Below are 17,279 nucleotides of genomic sequence, written 5' to 3' on the forward strand. Positions count from 1 at the left end.
GCGCCATTCACGCCGGTATCTCCGAACTGATCGAACGCAACTGCGCCCAAGCCCGACGCATGGCCGAGCGGTTGGTGTCCATTCCCGGTACCGAGGTCCTCAATGACGTCGTGCTCAACCAAGTGCTCGTGCGCCTTGCGGGTGGAGATGACGCCAACCGGGCTACTTTCCGGTGAAGCGGGGATCGCGTTTGGCGGCAAACGCGGCTAAACCCTCTTTCGCATCCTGCGAAGTCATCACTTCGATGACGAAGCGTTGTTCGACCTTTCGAGCGTCGGAGTCGTCAAGCCAGCCGCTGGCCAGAATCGAAGCCTTCGCGTTTCGGACCGCTAATGGGCCATTAGCCGCTACCCGGGCAGCGATTTCATGGGCCTTGGCCAACGAATGCCCTTTTGGCACTACGTGTCCGACCAGCCCGAAGTGATATGCCTCGGTCGCCGTCAACGGCTCGCCGGTCAAGATCATCTCCATGGCCTTCGTGTAGGGGATCTGGCGCTTGAGCCGTACCGTGGAGCCGGCGCCGGCGATCAGGCCGAACTTGGCCTCGGGCAATCCGAAGACCGCGTGCTCTTCTGCGATGCGAATATCTGTCTGCTGCAACATTTCACACCCACCGCCCAGACATGGGCCGTTGACGGCGGCAATGAGCGGCTTGGTCAGGCTGCGACTTAAGAGCAGGCCGTCGGTGATGATCGATCCGCGTGACTTCAGCGGCGGCGTCTGCTGCGCGGTCCCATCCGAATCCGATGAGGAGCGATTGCCCTTGACGCCCTTCACCATCCACCCGTCGGCAAGATCGCCGCCCACACAGTAGGAATCACCGTGGCCGGTGAGAATGGCAACACGGATGCCGTCGTCGGAATCGATTTCGTCCCACGCCTGCGCCATGAGAGTGATCATTTCGGGGGTCAGAGCATTCTTGCGGCGCGGATTGTTCATGGTCAGGATGACGATCTTGTCGTCACGTTCGAAGGTGAGATGTTGATCGCTCATTGGCCACTCCTGTGACTTTCTGGTGCATCGTCGAGATTTGATGACTCACCACTGGCAAGTGACTCAAGCATGATCTGTTTAGCCAGCGGATAATTCGCCTTCCCGGTGACGTGGCGCGGAATCTCGTCGACCAGCGCGATGGACCGCGGGACCTTGAAACCGGCGAGATGCTTGCGGACATGTTCTTGGATCGATGCGACCGTCGGGCGGGTATCGGGACGCGGTTGGATCACCGCGCTCACGCGATTGCCCCACCGTTCATCGGGGACGCCCACTACCAGCGCGTCGTAAACATCTGGATGTGCCTTGAGCGTCATCTCGACCTGCTCGGGAAATACTTTCTCGCCACCAGTGTTGATGCAGCCCGAACCACGGCCGAGGAGGGTCAACCGACGGCCCTCTTCTAGACGCGCGTAGTCCCCCGTGATCGCATAGCGCACCCCATCGGCTTCGAAGAACGTCGCCTTCGACTTCTCCTGATCGCCGTAGTAACCAAGTGGCACATGGCCGGCACGACCCGTACGCACAATTCGCCCGACATGTGCATCGGGGTCGATGATGTTGTTGTCGTCGTCGACCACGATGGTGCCGGGTGCCAGTGCGACCACCGGGCCCTCGGCGTTGATGGATTCTTCGGTTAACAGCCCGACGCCCGACGAACCGACCTCCGTCGCACCCACCGAGTCCGTAAACATCACGTTCGGAAAAGTCGTCATCCATTTGCGTTTAATCGTCTCGCTGAACACAGCAGCACTGCTCGCCACTGCCACCAACGACGATCCGTCAAAACCGCCGGCTTCGTAGGCCTCAATGAGGGGACGCCCCATCGCATCTCCTGTCATGAACACGATCTGTACCTTGTAACGGTCGATCGTGCTCCAGGCGGCAATGGGGTCAAACTTGTTCAGCAGGATCGTGGTATGACCGGCGAACAGATGCATCAAGGTCGCCCAGACCGCCGCCCCGTGACTGAGCGGGCTCAACGGTAGTGTCATCATCGGCGGCCCGACTCGCGCACGTTCGGCCTGGTCGAACTCGCCGAGTCGCTCACCCGATATGAAGTCAATACCGCCGCCTAGGACGCGCCAGATGTCCTCATGACGCCACATGACCCCTTTGGGATAACCGGTTGTCCCACCGGTGAATAGGATGTAGAGGTCGTCTGCCGAACGCTGCCCGAAGTCTCGGTGCGGAGAACCCGCCGCCAACGCCTGGGTGTACTCCGTGGCTTCGAGTTGTCCCGACGCTGGGGTGCCATCCTCAGCGACTAAGAAGTGCCGCACCCGCGGAATATCTGAGGTCGCGGTCGCGACCGTAGCCTCGAAACCACGTTCAAAGAATATTGCGTCGAGATCGCCACTTGCCGCTACGTAGGCGAGTTCGGCTGCCGTGTAGCGATAGTTCAAATTTATTGGCGTCGCACGAATCTTCAAGGCAGCCAACATGACAACAACATGTTCGATCGTGTTTCTCGAAAATAGGCCTACGTGCGCTCCATGCCTGATCTCTTTGCTGCTAAAAAAGTGAGCGATACGATTAGCGGCTTCGTCGAGCTCCCGGTAGGTAAGCGACTGCTCGTTCACGATCAGCGCCGTGTTATCCGGTACAACGTCAACAGCGTGTTCGACTAGATCAGCGATGTGCAATGTCACTCACGAAACCTACCGATCGTTTATATCGAATCATAGGTCGCCAAGTCCGGCGGCGCTATGAACTCAGAGGGTCCTATCGCCGAAACCGGCACGCCGACATAGGGAGTCGCGCCGCAGGCGTGACCGAGTTTCACCTGGTCCGAGGAAGCGGTCAGCGGCTGATTGTGGTTGTCCATTAGCGGTGTGCGGTGATCTCGGCGTACAGTACCGGCGCCACCCACCTGCGCAGGTAGTCGCGCAGCACCGCGCCCCTGCGGGCCGGCCGGCCGGGGTCGATCATGAAGGACTGCAGGATGCGCAGCATGTACTCGACTAGATCGTCGAGCTCGGCATGCCCGAGTCCCAGATCTGTCCAGTCGACGTCTAGACCCGCCAGGATTGCGTGGCCGAACCGCACACAGGCATCGGAGGTGATGCCAATGGAGGCTTTGGTGAAGTCGTGGGCGAGCATCACCTGGATCGCGCGATCCCCGGGTAGCCATTCCAGGGTGTAGGCGAGGCTTTCCACCAGGGCCTCGATGGGGTCGGTGATGCCGGCTAGATGGTCGGCCAAGGGTTCGAGGAACCGGAGGCCCGAACGGGTGGCCGCCGCTTCGAGCAACGCACCTGAACCCGGGAAGTAGGTATAGACGGTTTGGCGCGACACCCCCAACGCCCGTGCGACGTCGGCGATGCGCATATCGGCCCCGCGGGCCTCGATGGCGTCGTCGGCGGCATCGAGGATCCGGTCGATGGCTTCTTGGTCGCTGGCCGGCGTTGCGCCGCCCCACCCGTGCGTCCGCACCGCGCGGTCCTACCGCAGACCTATCACCGTCAGCACCGCTGACCGGCGGGTCCGCGCGGGTGATTGCGCATTCATTGGCTGATTTTGTCGGGGCTCGGTTCGTGGTGTCAAACCTGACTTACGGGATGAGCAGCGCTTTGGTGCACTCGGGGCCGCGCGCGGCCACCAGCTCGTAGGCCTGGGATGCCTCCTCGAGGGGATACCGGTGGGTGACGATGCCCGAGGCGTCCAATCGTCCGGCGACGATCAACGGCAGCAATTCGCGCCATGCGCTTTGCACCGCGGCCATCGACATCCGCAAGGTGATCGACTTGTACACCGCCTGCAGGATCGGCAACGGGTAGGGCGCCACGCCGTGAATGCCAACCACCGAGATGGTGCCGCCGGCCCGCACCGCACTCACAGCGCAGTCCAGGGATGCGTCGGTGGCCACCGCGTCGATCACCACATCGACACCGCGGCCGCGGGTGGCCTGCGACACCTCGGCGGCAACCTCGGGCCCGCTGATCGCCGTCGCCCCGCACGCCTGCGCCCGCGCTCGTCTGCCCGCGACCGGGTCGTAGGCGAAGACCGTGGCCGCACCCAGCTGTAACGCGCACCGCACGGCGCATTGGCCGACTGCACCCAAACCCAGTACCAACACTGACATTCCGGCGTTGACTTCGCCGCGTCGCGCCGCTGTCCACGCGGTGGCCAGGTTGTCGGCCAACAACACCGCCTGCTCGTCATCGACCTTTTCGGGGATGGGGAGCAACGTGGCGTCGGCCACCGGTACGGCAAGGAGCTCAGCCTGCGCACCGGCCAGCTCGCCGCCGAACCCGAACAGCGACGCACCCTTGTCGCAGATCGCGGGATCCCCGAGAGCACACCCGTGGCAGTACCCGCAGCCGGTGATGCAAGAGACCACCACCCGATCGCCTACGGCGATGCGATTGACCGCGCCACCGACCTCGACGACGACGCCGACGGCTTCGTGCCCGATACTCAACCCGTCGATCGACGGCAGATCGCCGTCGTAAAAGTGCAGATCCGATCCGCAGATCCCGGTAGCCTCCACGGCGACGATGGCCCCTTGCGGCCCAGGCAATGTCGGGTTGGGCCGGTTCGCGATGTGCACCGAGCCCTTGCTGTCCATGATCACCGCACGCACACAAAGCTCCTTCTCGTCCACACTCTCAACCAGCGATTGGACAAAAGTAGCAAAACGTCCAGTCGCATGCACTGACCACGGGCGAGCTTCCGACTCCGAGTGACTGGACAGTATTGACTATATGTCCAGTCGATCGTTAGGCTGGCCATCCAGGCGAAAAGTTGGAGGTCCGCTGTTGATGCTTGCCCATGCGATGCGCCGCTGATCCGCTGCGCAAGCACGTCACATATTCGGCTGCTGGAGGAGGTGCGAGATGACCTCACTGGAACTTCGCAGGGTGCGCTTCGATCTCGACGGCGACATCCCCTTCATCTGGAATCCACAAAATCCCACGTTCTCGGTGCTCACCAACGCGGTCTCGATCATCGCGATCGCGTTCGAGAAACTCATCGTGGCAGCGACTTGGGAAGCCATTCCTCTCATCACCGATACCGAGGCGAAATCAGAGGCGGAGGCCTTCTTGCGCCAAGAAGCCCAGCACGCCAACGCGCACCGACAGCACATCCGCGCACTGGCCCGACGCTATCCGGGACTTGAGCAGACACTGGCCGACGCGGTGCGGTGCTTCGACCGACTCACCGACACCGCGCCGCTGGACTTCCGACTCGCCTACGCGGCCAATCTGGAAGCGACGTTCACGCCGTATTTCAAACTCCTGCTGGACAACGAAGCCACCCTGTTCGCACCGGGCGACGAGCGCGTGGCCTCGCTGTTCCTGTGGCACTTCGTCGAAGAAGTCGAGCATCGCAGCTCCGCGCTCATCGTGTACGACGCACTCATCCACAATCGAGTACATCGGGTTCGGGCCTTGCCGGCAATCCTCAAGCACATGAACCAGGCCTTGGTGATCGTCGTTGACGGCTTCAACAAACATGTGCCCGAAGCCGATCGCATCATCGACGCTCACCGGGCCCTCCCCGCCCTAACACCGAGTGCGCTGCGCCGACCACGCCCAGCGCCGCCAGCACTCGCCCACCTGTCCAATCGGCAAAAGAGCGTTGCCATGCTGCGCATCCTCGAATCGCAAACACCGTGGCACAACCCCACCGACCAACCGCTTCCACGGTTCGCCGACCGATGGTTCCGCCGATACAACGACGGCGCCGACATCGCACATTGGTACAGCGCTGCGGCCGCGTCGCGCTGACCGTCCATCGCAACCCGCTTCAGCACACACGTAGGGGCTTATCACTTTGTCCAACATATGTATTCCCGATGTTGCTCGGCTCGCCGATGAACTCGGCTTCTCCTGTGCCCACGCGCCAGCGCTAATCCATCTACGGAACCCAATGGAGCTGGCCAACTGGACGTTGCCGCTATTGGAGTTCGCGGTCGTCGCAGGCGCGGTCGCCTCGTTGGCCATCGCCATCAAACAAGAACGCGCACTGGGCGATCCGACCCGGCTGGTGCTGTGGTTCAGCGGTATCGTCTACCTTCTGGTGATCGAACCGCCGATCTACTTTCCGCGGGTGTTCGGTGTGGAGCATCAACTGGGAATCGTGTTCGTGCACAACGTGTTCACCGTGGACTTCATGTTCGACCGGCTGCCGCTCTACATCGTCGCCATCTATCCGGCCTTGCTTACCTTGGCCTACGACATCGTGCGCGCCTTGGGCATCTTTGCCCGCTATGGCGCACTGATCGGCGCGGTGTGCGTCGGCTTTGTGCACAGCTGCTTCTACGAGGTGTTCGACCATATCGGGCCGCAACTGAAGTGGTGGGTGTGGAACACCCAAAACCGATCTACCACACCGGCGTTGGGTGCGGTACCGCTGACCAGCATCGCCTTGTTCTCGGCCTTGGCCCCGATCGTGGTGGCCTTCCTGATACACCGGTGGGTGGCCGAGCCGGTGGCCGATGGAAAACACCTCGGTCTCGGCGCCCTGGCGGCCCGCGCCATCTTGGTCGGTGTGCTGGCGACCGTATCGCTCGGTGCACTCGGTGTGCCCGCCTGGCTGCTGCGGGGTAGCCCGTTGGCCGAAGCGGTGATGTACTGGCTGGCCATCTCGGCGGTGATGATCATCGGCGCGCTCACGGTTCTACGAGCGTGGCCACCGGTCCGGCGCGAGGGGACGGCCTACGACACCACCTACGCCAAGGTGTTCGGCGCGGCGTTTCTGGCAGCCATGGCGATCAGCTGGGGCGGCGGTCTGCCTGACTACTTTGCCGCGGTCAACGGCGTCACGGCATCGGGCACCGCTACCGGCATATTACCCTATGCCGCAGCATGTTTCGTCATTGCCACGCTGTTGGTAATCGCCATGTTCCGGCTGACACCGAGGCACACCCACCCTGTGGATCGTCGCGACGGGGCACTCGGCGTGAGGACAGTGTGATGAGTGAGTCTTCGCATTTCGAGGTCGCGATCATCGGTGCGGGCCCCGGCGGTATCGCGGCGGCCCACCTGCTACTCAAACGCGGTATCACCGACCTGGTGATCCTCGAGCGCGGGGACGATTTCGGCGGTACCTGGCGCGACAACCACTACCCCGGCCTGGCCGTCGACATTCCGATCTTTTGGTATGAGTTGTCCTTTGCGCGTAATCGTCGCTGGAGTCGCCTGTTCGCGCCGGGGCCTGAGATTTACCGGTATCTGACCGACACCGCCCGCCAGTGTGGCCTTTACCCGTTTCTTAGGCCCGGCAGCGACGTCATCCGGCAGGTGTGGGACGGCGACGCCGGGCGGTGGCGGCTGTCGATCCGCGACGGCGGCGAGATCACGGCGCGGTTCGTCATCAGTTCGATCGGTGGCTATGTGAACGCCAAGTCCACCACCGACATCGACGGCATCGCCGAGTTCGGTGGGACCATCCTGCGGCCCAACGCGTGGGATGACGAGTACGACACCGCGAACAAGAAGGTCGCGGTGATCGGTACCGGATCCAGTGGCGCCCAGATCGTCTCGGCGCTCTCAGGCAAGGTCGCCCGACTCGATGTCTATCAGCGCACCCCGAACTGGATCCTGCCCAAACCCGACGTCGAGATCACGCCGCGCCTGCGGGCGGTGCTGGGATTGCCCGGCGTCATGGCCGCGATCCATCATGGCGGGCGACTGGCGTTCGACCTGTTCATGCTCGTCCCGGTGGTGCACGTGATGCCGCACATGCCCGACCGCGTCCTGGTCGGGCTGATGCGCGCCTACGACGCGTTCTCGCGGCTGTGGTTCCGCGCCCTGCTGCGCGCGGTGGTCGACGACGCGTCCACACGGCGCAAACTGCTTCCGCGCCATGGTATTTTGGGTAAGCGACCGATCATCTCCAGCAGCTACCTGCCAGCGTTCAACGAGCCGACAACCAACCTGATCACCACCCCGATCGAACGGATCACGCGCAACGGGGTACGCACCGTCGACGGTGTCGAGCATGGCGCCGATCTGATCGTGACCGCCACCGGATACGAGCTGTGGACCGATCCCGAAACCTACCGGCCGAACACCATTCTCGGAGCCGACGGGTTCGACCTGGCCGAGGACTACCGCGTGCACGGGCTGCGCAGTTATGCCGGCACCGCGCACCCCCGACTACCCAACCGCTGGGAGATCGTCGGGCCGCTGGGGTTCGTCGGTGTCGGCTGGACCGACTTCGTCGAGATGATGGCCGACCACGCGGTGCGCGTCATCGACGAAACCCGCTGCGCGGGCACCGACGTCGCGGTCGCCGTGACGCCGGAGGCGTTTGAGGCCTACCACGCGCGGATGCAAAGCGCCGGAAAGACCGCGCATCTTTACTACACCCGCTGCAACGAGGGCATCAACACCTACTTCGTCAACTCCCAGGGCGATACGGTCTATCACCGGCCCCAGACCGTCATCGGCGCCCGACGGCAGGCACGCCGATCCCCGACGGTCGACTACCGCTTCTCTCGCCGCCCCGCCGGGAATCAGCGTGAGGTCGTGACGGTGCGGGCGCAGTCCTCATGAACTCGGTGCGCGCTGTGGCGGGCGCGGTGCGTGATTCGGGGTCGATGATCGGCCGCGGTGTCCTGCAAGACCTGCGCCGCGCCAAGGTACGCCACGCCGGCCCGCGGGTTGCGCGGACCACCTTCGATCCCACCCGACCCGATGCCATCGCCAACCCGTTCCCGCAACTGGCGCAGCTGCGTGCGCAGCGGGTGGCGGTCAACGAGCGGTTGAACGTGTGGATGCTGTCGCGCTATGACGACATCGTCGCCGCGGCGCGCGCCCACGACACGTTGTCGTCGGCCTCGGGCATCCTGTTGCGGTCCATGCCCATGCCCGGTGTGGTGAGCACCGACGAGCCCGACCACAGCCGGTTGCGGCGTATCACCGCGGCATCGTTCACCCCGGGTGCGGTGCGCCGACTCGAAGATACGCTGGGCGAGCTCGCCAAGCCCGGAGTCGAGGCGCTGCTGGGCGGCCAGACAGTCGACGTTGTTTCGTCTCTGACGGTGCCGCTGCCGGTAGCCGCGATCGCGCTGATCTTGGGTGTCGACGAAGCCCGACGCGCTGAATTCCAGAGGTATTCCGAGGATTTCCGATCCGTGTTCGCGGTGAGCTCACTGGCCGAGGTGACCAGTTCCACCCGACGGGCGCTGCCGGGGATGCTGGCGATGCGCAGCCTGATCCTCGACGAACTCGACCGACGAACTTCCGCGCCCACCGATGATGTGCTGGGCCGAGTGCGTCAAGCCCTCGACGAGGGCGACATGTCGATGCTGGAGGCACTGACCGCCGCGCTGATCCTGTTGGTCGCCGGCAGCGAGACCACCACCAACCTGCTCGGGATCCTGCTGATGCAACTGGCCCGCGACCCGCGCCTCTACGACCGGTTGCGGGAGAACCGGGGCCTGATTCCCGCCGCGACCGAGGAAGCGCTGCGGTGGGGCTGCCCGGTGCAGTGGGTTGGGCGCACAACGCTGGCGCCGTACACGATCGGTGACATCACCATTCCTCCACGCTCGCGGGTAGTGCTGTTCTACGCCGGCGCCAACCACGACCCCGATCGTTTCGACCGGCCCGAGGACTTCGACATCGATCGCGGCGGCGCCGGCCACGTCGCTTTCGGCCACGGCGCGCACTTCTGCATGGGCGCGCACCTGACGCGCCTGGAAGTGCGTGTCGCGCTGAATCAAATCCTCGACGCCGCCGAGCGGATCGAACTGGCCGGCCCCGTCACATGGACCACCACCCCATCGCTGTCCGGGCCCACATCGGTGCCGATACGGGTCGTGAGATGAGGTGTATATCATTGGTACACAATAGGATCGCAGTGCCGCAGACCACGTCAGCGACCGGCTCCATGGCGTGTTATCGGCTCGGGCACCGGGTTAAGCCGTCACGACATCGACACCGCCGAATACCCGATGGCCACCTCCGCCGACCTGGAAGAGACCAAGGATCTCGTCGAAAAGTCCGGCCGCCGGGCCCGCTGACGTCGACGACCCGGCGCCCGGCGATGTGGTGTTTGAATGTGCGTGCGGCCTCTTGTTCGATTTGGGTCCAGGCGGTTTCGGTGATCGGAGCCAGGTCGCGGTACAGGTTGTTCATTGCGGGGTTCTTTTCAGGCTGCCGATCGACAGGGAGCCCGGGGTTGCGCCGGCTGCGGGCGTTGTGGTTGGCGGTCCGGGCAAGGGCGGTGGGTCGTCGAGGAAGTCGACAGTGGGGCAGAAGAACATGCCTCCGGTGACCGCGGTGGAGAAGTCCAGGATACGGTCGGTGTTGCCCGGCGGATCGCCGAGGAACATGTTGCGCAGCATCCGCTCGGTGACAGAGGGAGAGCGGGCATAGCCGATGAAGTAGGTGCCGTATTCGCCCCTGCCGAGTTCGCCGAAGGGCATGTTGTGCCGCACGATCTTGAGCTCGTTGCCGTCGTCGTCGGTGATCACGTTCAACGCGATGTGGGCGTTGGGCGGCTTGACGTCGTCGTCCATCTCGATGTTGTCTAGTTTGCTGCGCCCGATCACCTGTTCTTGTTCGGTGACCGACAGCGAATTCCAGGAACCCATGTCGTGAACGTATTTTTGGACGTGGACGTAGCAGGAGCCCACGAAGTCGGGATCCTCCTCGCCAATCGCGGTGGCACTCAGCGCGATTGGTCCATTCGGGTTTTCGGTACCGTCGACAAATCCGATCAGATCTCGATTGTCGAAGAAACGGAATCCGTGCACCTCGTCAGCGACGGTGACGGCATCGGCCATCGTTTTGAGGATGCGGTCCGCCAGTTCGAAACATACGTCCAGCGACTCGCCACGAATGTGGAACATCAAGTCCCCAGGCGTGGCCGGTGCGGTGTGCCGCGGTCCGGCCAGCGCGATGAACGGGTGCAGCTCAGCGGGACGCGGGCCGGAGAACAACCGGCCCCAGGCATCCGAACCAATCGAGATGACCACTGACAGATGTTTGGTTGGGTCGCGAAAGCCGATGGCGCGCACCAGACCCGACACATTTGGAAGCGCGTCATGCACCGTGGATTCGCCGCCGTCGTCGATGGTGGCTACCAGGAATATCGCAGCGGGCGTCAACGGGGCGAGAATGGATTGTGGCTGAGCCGCAGGCATGTGCCGACCCTATCGTGAATTACTTTGCATTGGAACGCGGTCGAGCGTGGCTGCACGCACGCGCAATGTGGTTTTGATCCGCCATGAACCAAAGACCTCCTTTGGATCGAACATTCGTCCGTGAATGACGGAACCCACTGTGTCACAACATATCCAAGAGCCGGGCCAAGAGACCACCTTGGTGCGGTGGCATCGATTGGCCCGGCTCCGGATTACTGCAAGCAACCTAGGCCGAGACGGGTACGAGCATTACTTGTACAGATCCTTGTGGTCAGCCTTGATCAGGTCCGCGCCCTTCTCGCCGACCATGTAGACGGTGTTTTGGATGCGGCAGTCCGGGATGATCGGGAAGACGGACGCATCGACGACGCGCAGTTTGTTGACGCCGTGGACCTTGAGCTTGGGGTCGACCACGCCCTGGTCGATGTTCTTGGACAGCCGGTTGGTGCCGCACGGGTGGTATGACGTCTGGACGCGGTCTTGAATAGACGTCCTCATCAGCTCGTCGGAGTGCAGAGGCATATCCCACGGGTACTGGCCGATGACGATGTCCTTGAAGCCATCACCCTTGGTGAGGATGTCGTAGGCGAACCTGACGCCCTCGCGCAAGCCGATGATGTCAAGCTCACTGGAGAGGTAGTTCAGCTTGATGTCGGGCTGCTCATGCGGGTCATCGCTATTGAGCGTCACCTCCCCGCCGTCGTAGGTCGGGCGGACAATGTCAACCATCACCGTGATGTGGTCGCCTTCGGGTGGAGTTGGGTACTGCCACTGGAACGCACTGCCGAACGCCGGGACGAAATCGAGTTCGAAGTGCGGCTGCCCCTCCGGCGAGAACGGGTCGAGCCCGTCGTTGGCGGCCTTGGCTTCACGGTAGACAGGGTCTTTCTCCAGATACGAGTCGATGCGGGGGAAGCCGATCATCTCCAGGAAACCCGAACCCAGCGGCCCGGAGTGGTCCTTCTGGTAGGCGGCAATGGCCGCCTCCTTCTTGGGTCCATCGCGCAGCAGAATGCTGTCCAGCGCATAGCCCTCCTTGATGCGCAGCACGAACGGGACGCCGGGGTGGTCGAGCAGGTGCTGCCCGACGTGGCGAGAGTCGACAAGCACGTCGATCCCGTGCTTGTGCAACTCGCGGCCGGGACCGATACCGCTGAGCATCAGCAGCTTTGGGCTTTCAAAGACCCCCTGGGAGAGGATGACCTCCCGGTTGGCGTAGAAGCTGCGCTCATTGCCGAGGCCGTCGATGATCGTCACGCCCTTGGCCGTCCGATCGGCGTAATCAATGATCAGGCGCTTGGAGCGAACCTCCGACAGAATCGTGATGTTGGGCTTGTCTTTAACGAACAGATAGCTGCCGGAGCGCACGCCTTTATAGATGCTGTTGACCGCGTGGGTGAGGCCGTTCATCTCGCCGTCGAAGTAGTTCTCGATGAGAGGCAGGCCCCGCGATGTCCAGGCCTGCGTGACGACGTCGCGGAAGGCCTGCAACTCGGGGATCAGGTTGTGCGAAATGGGTAGCGGACCACCGCCGCCGATCTTGTGCAGGTCGGGCGAGAACGTCCCGGAGTCATCGTGGTAGGTCGCGCTCTTACGAAGGTAGGGAACAAGCGGCTCCCAGGCCCATTCCTGGCCACCGTACTCCGCCCAACGGTCGTAGGTCGGCTTGCAGCCGGGGACCCAGCTGAAGTAGTTACCGGCCGAGCTGCCGCCGAGGGCCCTGCCGCGAGTGCAGTTTTTGTCGGTGCGCCGCCAGACGCCGCGGTCGACGAACGTGGCCATGTAGTCCCAGTCCGACTCGGTGTGCCGGATGTCCATGGCCAGCCCAGGAGTGCTCACCATCTCCACGTCCCAAGGGTTACCGACACCGGCCTCGACGATCAAGATTCTGACATTGGGGTTTTCGGCGAGACGGCCGGCGACGACGTTACCCGCGGTCCCGCCGCCAACGACAATAAAGTCAAAACGAGCTCCATCGTGCACCATGAGTTCCTCCTCCAAACGGTTGCCTCTGCAGCAGGGCCGGGCCATTCAACACACCACTGGCCTGCGCACAAACGCGGCATCCGGTCCTGCACATCAGTTTTGTCCCAAGGAATTTGGATGTCTATGGAGCCGCCTCCGAGATACCCGAACCCGTCTTTGGGGTCCGGTACAAGGCACCCGCCGGACGATGTTTGTCCGCTCCGGGTTCAAGAGAAGCCAAACGCTGGACGGCTTGAGAAACCAACTCCATGCTGTTGGTACGCCGCATCTTTCATCGCTCCAATCACAGACGATCACCGCTTCGATATCACCGACGAGACGGTCGGTCAATCCACAGTCTCTGCGCGCCAACACTTCCGACACGATCGATGTGGTCGTGGGGAGGCGGGCACCGCCTGGCATTAAAACGTCTGATCGTATCGGCTGTCGATTTCTCAACGAGACTTCGAGAGTGGAATGCTCTCACTGGTCGCGAATTCCGCGTCACCGATGGACGAGAGCCCGAGTGACACCAGGGTCCGCGGGAACGCCGAACCCACGCCAAAGGCAAAAGCCGCTTGCAGCCGGTTGACGTTTCCGGGTATGGAGCTCAGGCCACCCCCAGGTTGCGGTGCTTGTAGTCCCTCTTCGTGCCAAAACTGAGACTGGCCAACACGTTATCGGCCAATACTTTGGCCTGATGCGCCCCGTTCCGGGCGGTCGGTGGAGCGATATCGCCGGGCCTGGTCAGGTCCGAAACCGCGGCGGCATCGCTTTTTCCTGCTCGGCGAGCTCGCTTATCCGTTCAGGACGGCGCGGACTCCCTGTTCGATTCTCTTGCCGATGTCGGGGTCGATGTTGTGCCAGTACTCGAACACCCGCGAAAGTACCGGCTCTTTCACACCGTCGGACACATGCAAAACGACGTTGTGCACCAGGCGTTCCCGCTGCGCTTCGTCCATCACCTCCCGGATCAAGCTGCGGGCCTGGCTCCAGTCGTCGTCATCGGGACGCAGCGTCTGAGCGGCGCGCACCATCTGCCCGTCGGCGGCCCAGCGCACCTCGGCCGCCCGAGCGGGATCGGCGTGTGGCCCACCCGCAGAATTGGGGACATACACCGGATCGGCGCGGTTGTAGAAGCGCATCGCCCCGTCCTTGGCGTAACTGCGCACCTCGACCTTGGGGGCGTTGACCGGGAGTTGATTGTGGTTGACCCCAACGCGGTGCCGGTGCGCATCGGCGTAGGCGAAGCTTCGCCCGAGCAACAGCCGATCCGGGCTCAACCCGATTCCCGGCACCAGGCTGGCAGGCGTAAAGGTCGCCTGCTCCACCTCGGTGTGATGATCGGTGATGTTGCGGTCCAACGTCAACGTGCCCACGTCGATCAACGGATAATCAGCGTGCGGCCACACCTTGGTCACATCAAAGGGATTGAGCCGGTAGGTCTTTGCCTCCTCGAACGGCATGATCTGCACCTTCAGCGACCAACTCGGGCACTCGCCGCGCTCGATCGCGTCGTGCAGATCGCGCACATTGCAATCCGGGTCAGTGCCGGCGAGGCGGTCAGCTTCCTCCTGGGTCAAACACTCCACCCCTTGATCGCTCTTGAAATGATACTTGACCCAAAAGATCTCCCCAGCAGCGTTGATCCAACTAAACGCATGCAGGCCATAGCCGTTCATGTGCCGAAACGACTTCGGGATGCCCCGATCCCCCATCACCAGGGTCACCAGATGCGCCGACTCGGGGGACAGCGTCCAAAAATCCCACACCATGTTGTGGTCGTGGCAATCGGTATCGGCGCGGCGCTTGGACGCGCGGATCAAGTTGGGAAACTTGATCGCATCCCGAATGAAAAACATCGGCACGTTATTGCCGACGATGTCGTAATTGCCCTCGGAGGTGTAAAACTTCACCGAAAACCCCCGGGTGTCGCGCAGCGTGTCGGCGCTGCCGCGCTCACTGGCGTTGCCTGCCAGGCGGACAAACGCCTCAGTGGTAGCGCCCGGCTGAAACATCGCCGCACGGGTATAGGCGCTGACATCGTTGGTCACTTCGAAGCGGCCGAACGCGCCGGTGCCCTTGGCGTGGGGCTGACGTTCCGGGACCCGCTCCCGGTTGAAATCGGCTAGCGCCTCAATCAGATAGAAATCCTGCATCAACACCGGGCCGTCGGGCCCGAGCGTCAACGACAGCTCATCACTGGGAATTGGCCGGCCCGCACCTGTCGTGGTGAACTTCTCGGTCATCTCGCTATCCCCTCATCTTTGAATATTCTGGAATATACGATAATTGGCGCAAAGTGCGCCGATGGTCGGTGTTGGAAATCGGCGGAGCGGCTTGGGAGGGTCGCCGCCCCGCCGACGATACGACCTGCGCACTCATTGCTCGTAGGACACGGCGCCGGTGCCGACGAACTTTCCCCCCTCCACGATCAGGTACTCCGAGCGGATGGATTTGCCGGTAAACCAGTCTTCGAGGATTTCTCGAGTGCCCGCCGCATAACGCGCCTGGGCCGACAAGGAGGTTCCCGAAACATGCGGGGTCATCGCGTTATTGGGCATCATCCGCCATGGGTGATCCGGTGGCGGCGGCTGCGGGTACCACACGTCACCGGCGTAGCCGGCGAGCTGGCCGCTCTCTAGCGCCGCCGCAATTGCCCTCTGGTCGGTTTCCTCCGCGCGGGCGGTGTTGACGATGTAGGAGCCGCGTCGCATCAACTTCAGCAGCTTCTCGTTGAACATGTGATGGGTCTGCGCGATCAGCGGCGAGTGGATCGACACCACGTCCACCGAGGCTGCCAGCGACTCCACATCGGGGTGATAGGTCACATTGAGGTCGTTTTCCACCTCCGCCGGCAAACGGTGAACATCGAAGTAATGCAGGCGAACCCCGAACGGCTTCATCCGTTGCAGTACCGCACGCCCGATTCGCCCGGCGGCGATCACCCCGACATCCATGCCCTCGATGTCGTAAGCGCGCGCAACACAGTCGGCGATGTTCCACCCGCCGGTGGCGGCCCACCGGTGCGATGGGACAAAGTTTCGCACCAACGCCAAGATTTGCATCACCGCGTGCTCGGCGACACTGATGCTGTTGCTGTAAGTTTCCTCGGCGACCGTGACCCCCCGGGCCCGAGCCTCGTCGAGATCCACATGATCCGAGCCGATCCCGGCAGTCAACGCCAGCTTGAGCTTGGGTGCCTTGGCGAAACGCTCCTTGGTGATGTACGCGGGCCAAAACGGCTGGGAGATCACGATGTCGGCGTCGGGTAGGTGGTGCTCGAACTCTGAGCGCGGGCCGTCCTTATCTGACGTCACCACCAACTCATGGCCGCCGTCTTCGAAGAATTTCCGAAGGCCCAAAGCCCCGGAGACGCAGCCGAGCAGCTCACCCGGTGTGAAGTCGATCTTCGACGGGGTCGGCAGCGAGCTGCCATCGGGATAGCTCTTGATCACCGGAATGCTGTCGCGGGCGTACTTCGGCGGATACCCATCGAGTGGGTCCGGATACAGCACCATCACACACTTGGCCATAGGGGTTTCCTCTAATGTCCGCTATGAGTAGGGCCGGCCCGCTTAACGCGACTGGCGTGCACGCAGGTGCGCGGTCTGGACCCTCAATTAAGTTTCTGTGCAGTGGGTTTCGATGTCTATGGAGACAATTCCCAGATTTCCTCGGTAGCGTTTGGTGCCCGGTCCAACGACGCTGGGGCGCATCACTCGATTCGCCGGTACGAGTCGATGTCTTTTCGCTCCAGCGAGCGTGCGAGTTGCTCACCATCGTCCGTGAGCTCCAGAAAGGCCGAGTACATCCATTTCTCAGGATCGTCGTAGTGCTTGGCATAGACGTCAGAGATCTTGCGCAGCAAACGGTCCAGCGGTTGGTCCCAGGCAACGAAACGTTCACCTTCAGTGGCCACTCCTCCGAGATGTTCACCCAGAACGACCTCGCCGCCAAGCCTGAAAAGCCCGTCACTCACCAAAGAGCGAATGACCTCGAGGGTTTCGCTCTGCACTTCCGATGGCTTCGCCGACGGATTTTGCCGTTTGACGTGCCAATCAACGGCATTGAGATCCAACGGATCACCCAACGCATCAAGGAGTAACCCATGACACACCGCCTCACGTGCGTTGGTCATAACTCGTCTCCTTCCATTGCCGTGATTCGATCTGTACGGAGCTGTGTCCAAGATTGCTCGGATCCGCTTTGGTGGCCG

At 62.6% G+C, this 17,279-nt stretch carries 13 protein-coding genes and 2 pseudogenes; 5 read left to right on the forward strand and 10 right to left on the reverse strand.

All coding sequences use genetic code 11. The features are described 5' to 3' along the window. Nucleotides 1–11: 11 nt before the first annotated feature. A pseudogene (locus tag K3U93_RS25070) lies at nucleotides 12–164 on the forward strand (aspartate aminotransferase family protein); the annotation flags it as partial. Here K3U93_RS25070 and K3U93_RS21420 read toward each other — a convergent pair. From K3U93_RS21420 to K3U93_RS21435, 4 genes are all read right to left on the reverse strand, one after another. Beyond that, nucleotides 163–993: an enoyl-CoA hydratase-related protein gene (locus K3U93_RS21420; protein ID WP_071511105.1), complete on the reverse strand. Its 831-nt coding sequence runs from the start codon at nucleotides 991–993 to the stop codon at nucleotides 163–165. The pseudogene K3U93_RS25070 and the gene K3U93_RS21420 overlap by 2 nt on opposite strands. Then, a complete protein-coding gene (locus K3U93_RS21425) occupies nucleotides 990–2,645 on the reverse strand; it encodes an acyl-CoA synthetase (protein WP_083009886.1) in 1,656 nt (551 codons plus the stop codon). The genes K3U93_RS21420 and K3U93_RS21425 overlap by 4 nt, the downstream gene beginning before the upstream one ends. Before the next feature lie 175 nt (nucleotides 2,646–2,820). Next, nucleotides 2,821–3,429, reverse strand: a complete 609-nt coding sequence (locus K3U93_RS21430; RefSeq protein WP_083009887.1) for a TetR/AcrR family transcriptional regulator — start codon at nucleotides 3,427–3,429, stop codon at nucleotides 2,821–2,823. A gap of 118 nt (nucleotides 3,430–3,547) precedes the next feature. Continuing rightward, a complete protein-coding gene (locus tag K3U93_RS21435; RefSeq protein ID WP_083009945.1) occupies nucleotides 3,548–4,579 on the reverse strand; it encodes an alcohol dehydrogenase catalytic domain-containing protein in 1,032 nt (343 codons plus the stop codon). Between the two features lie 253 nt (nucleotides 4,580–4,832). Here K3U93_RS21435 and K3U93_RS21440 point away from each other — a divergent pair, with 253 nt between their 5' ends. The 4 genes from K3U93_RS21440 to K3U93_RS21455 all read left to right on the forward strand — a co-directional run bounded on the left by K3U93_RS21440 (nucleotide 4,833) and on the right by K3U93_RS21455 (nucleotide 9,775). After that, nucleotides 4,833–5,726 carry a metal-dependent hydrolase gene (locus K3U93_RS21440; RefSeq protein ID WP_083009888.1) on the forward strand — a complete coding sequence of 298 codons (894 nt, stop codon included), beginning with the start codon at nucleotides 4,833–4,835 and terminating at the stop codon, nucleotides 5,724–5,726. Nucleotides 5,727–5,868: 142 nt separating this feature from the next. Then, on the forward strand, nucleotides 5,869–6,915 hold the full coding sequence (locus tag K3U93_RS21445) for a hypothetical protein (RefSeq protein WP_083009889.1): 1,047 nt from the start codon (nucleotides 5,869–5,871) through the stop codon (nucleotides 6,913–6,915). Continuing rightward, nucleotides 6,915–8,498, forward strand: a complete 1,584-nt coding sequence (locus K3U93_RS21450) for a flavin-containing monooxygenase (protein WP_083009890.1) — start codon at nucleotides 6,915–6,917, stop codon at nucleotides 8,496–8,498. Before K3U93_RS21445 ends, K3U93_RS21450 begins: the two co-directional genes overlap by 1 nt. Next, nucleotides 8,495–9,775 carry a cytochrome P450 gene (locus K3U93_RS21455; RefSeq protein ID WP_083009891.1) on the forward strand — a complete coding sequence of 427 codons (1,281 nt, stop codon included), beginning with the start codon at nucleotides 8,495–8,497 and terminating at the stop codon, nucleotides 9,773–9,775. The genes K3U93_RS21450 and K3U93_RS21455 overlap by 4 nt, the downstream gene beginning before the upstream one ends. A 178-nt stretch (nucleotides 9,776–9,953) precedes the next feature. On the opposite strand, the pseudogene K3U93_RS21460 reads toward K3U93_RS21455, so the two are convergent. The 6 genes and pseudogenes from K3U93_RS21460 to K3U93_RS21485 form a co-directional block, all read right to left on the reverse strand. Further along, nucleotides 9,954–10,085, reverse strand: a pseudogene (locus K3U93_RS21460) (encapsulin); the annotation flags it as partial. Further along, nucleotides 10,082–11,095, reverse strand: a complete 1,014-nt coding sequence (locus tag K3U93_RS21465) for a Dyp-type peroxidase (RefSeq protein ID WP_083009892.1) — start codon at nucleotides 11,093–11,095, stop codon at nucleotides 10,082–10,084. The gene K3U93_RS21465 and the pseudogene K3U93_RS21460, both read right to left, overlap by 4 nt. A gap of 249 nt (nucleotides 11,096–11,344) precedes the next feature. Beyond that, the gene (locus K3U93_RS21470; RefSeq protein WP_083009893.1) at nucleotides 11,345–13,081 is read right to left on the reverse strand and encodes a GMC family oxidoreductase; all 1,737 of its coding nucleotides are present in this window, start codon (nucleotides 13,079–13,081) and stop codon (nucleotides 11,345–11,347) included. Nucleotides 13,082–13,857: 776 nt separating this feature from the next. Continuing rightward, entirely contained in the window at nucleotides 13,858–15,309 is a 1,452-nt protein-coding gene (locus K3U93_RS21475) for a catalase (protein ID WP_071511096.1), read from the reverse strand. Between the two features lie 132 nt (nucleotides 15,310–15,441). After that, a complete protein-coding gene (locus K3U93_RS21480) occupies nucleotides 15,442–16,596 on the reverse strand; it encodes an NAD-dependent formate dehydrogenase (protein WP_083009894.1) in 1,155 nt (384 codons plus the stop codon). Between the two features lie 182 nt (nucleotides 16,597–16,778). Then, on the reverse strand, nucleotides 16,779–17,201 hold the full coding sequence (locus K3U93_RS21485) for a hypothetical protein (protein WP_230981526.1): 423 nt from the start codon (nucleotides 17,199–17,201) through the stop codon (nucleotides 16,779–16,781). Between the last annotated feature and the right edge of the window lie 78 nt (nucleotides 17,202–17,279).

Source organism: Mycobacterium malmoense (assembly GCF_019645855.1).
GTDB lineage: Bacteria > Actinomycetota > Actinomycetes > Mycobacteriales > Mycobacteriaceae > Mycobacterium > Mycobacterium malmoense.

What these genes read in the sequence shown, in the direction of transcription:
- K3U93_RS21420 (WP_071511105.1), bottom strand. Translation starts at nt 993, where the DNA reads ATGAGCGATCAACATCTCACCTTCGAACGTGACGACAAGATCGTCATC.
- K3U93_RS21440 (WP_083009888.1), top strand. Translation starts at nt 4,833, where the DNA reads ATGACCTCACTGGAACTTCGCAGGGTGCGCTTCGATCTCGACGGCGAC.
- K3U93_RS21445 (WP_083009889.1), top strand. Translation starts at nt 5,869, where the DNA reads ATGGAGCTGGCCAACTGGACGTTGCCGCTATTGGAGTTCGCGGTCGTC.
- K3U93_RS21450 (WP_083009890.1), top strand. Translation starts at nt 6,915, where the DNA reads ATGAGTGAGTCTTCGCATTTCGAGGTCGCGATCATCGGTGCGGGCCCC.
- K3U93_RS21455 (WP_083009891.1), top strand. Translation starts at nt 8,495, where the DNA reads ATGAACTCGGTGCGCGCTGTGGCGGGCGCGGTGCGTGATTCGGGGTCG.
- K3U93_RS21465 (WP_083009892.1), bottom strand. Translation starts at nt 11,095, where the DNA reads ATGCCTGCGGCTCAGCCACAATCCATTCTCGCCCCGTTGACGCCCGCT.
- K3U93_RS21470 (WP_083009893.1), bottom strand. Translation starts at nt 13,081, where the DNA reads ATGGTGCACGATGGAGCTCGTTTTGACTTTATTGTCGTTGGCGGCGGG.
- K3U93_RS21475 (WP_071511096.1), bottom strand. Translation starts at nt 15,309, where the DNA reads ATGACCGAGAAGTTCACCACGACAGGTGCGGGCCGGCCAATTCCCAGT.
- K3U93_RS21480 (WP_083009894.1), bottom strand. Translation starts at nt 16,596, where the DNA reads ATGGCCAAGTGTGTGATGGTGCTGTATCCGGACCCACTCGATGGGTAT.
- K3U93_RS21485 (WP_230981526.1), bottom strand. Translation starts at nt 17,201, where the DNA reads ATGACCAACGCACGTGAGGCGGTGTGTCATGGGTTACTCCTTGATGCG.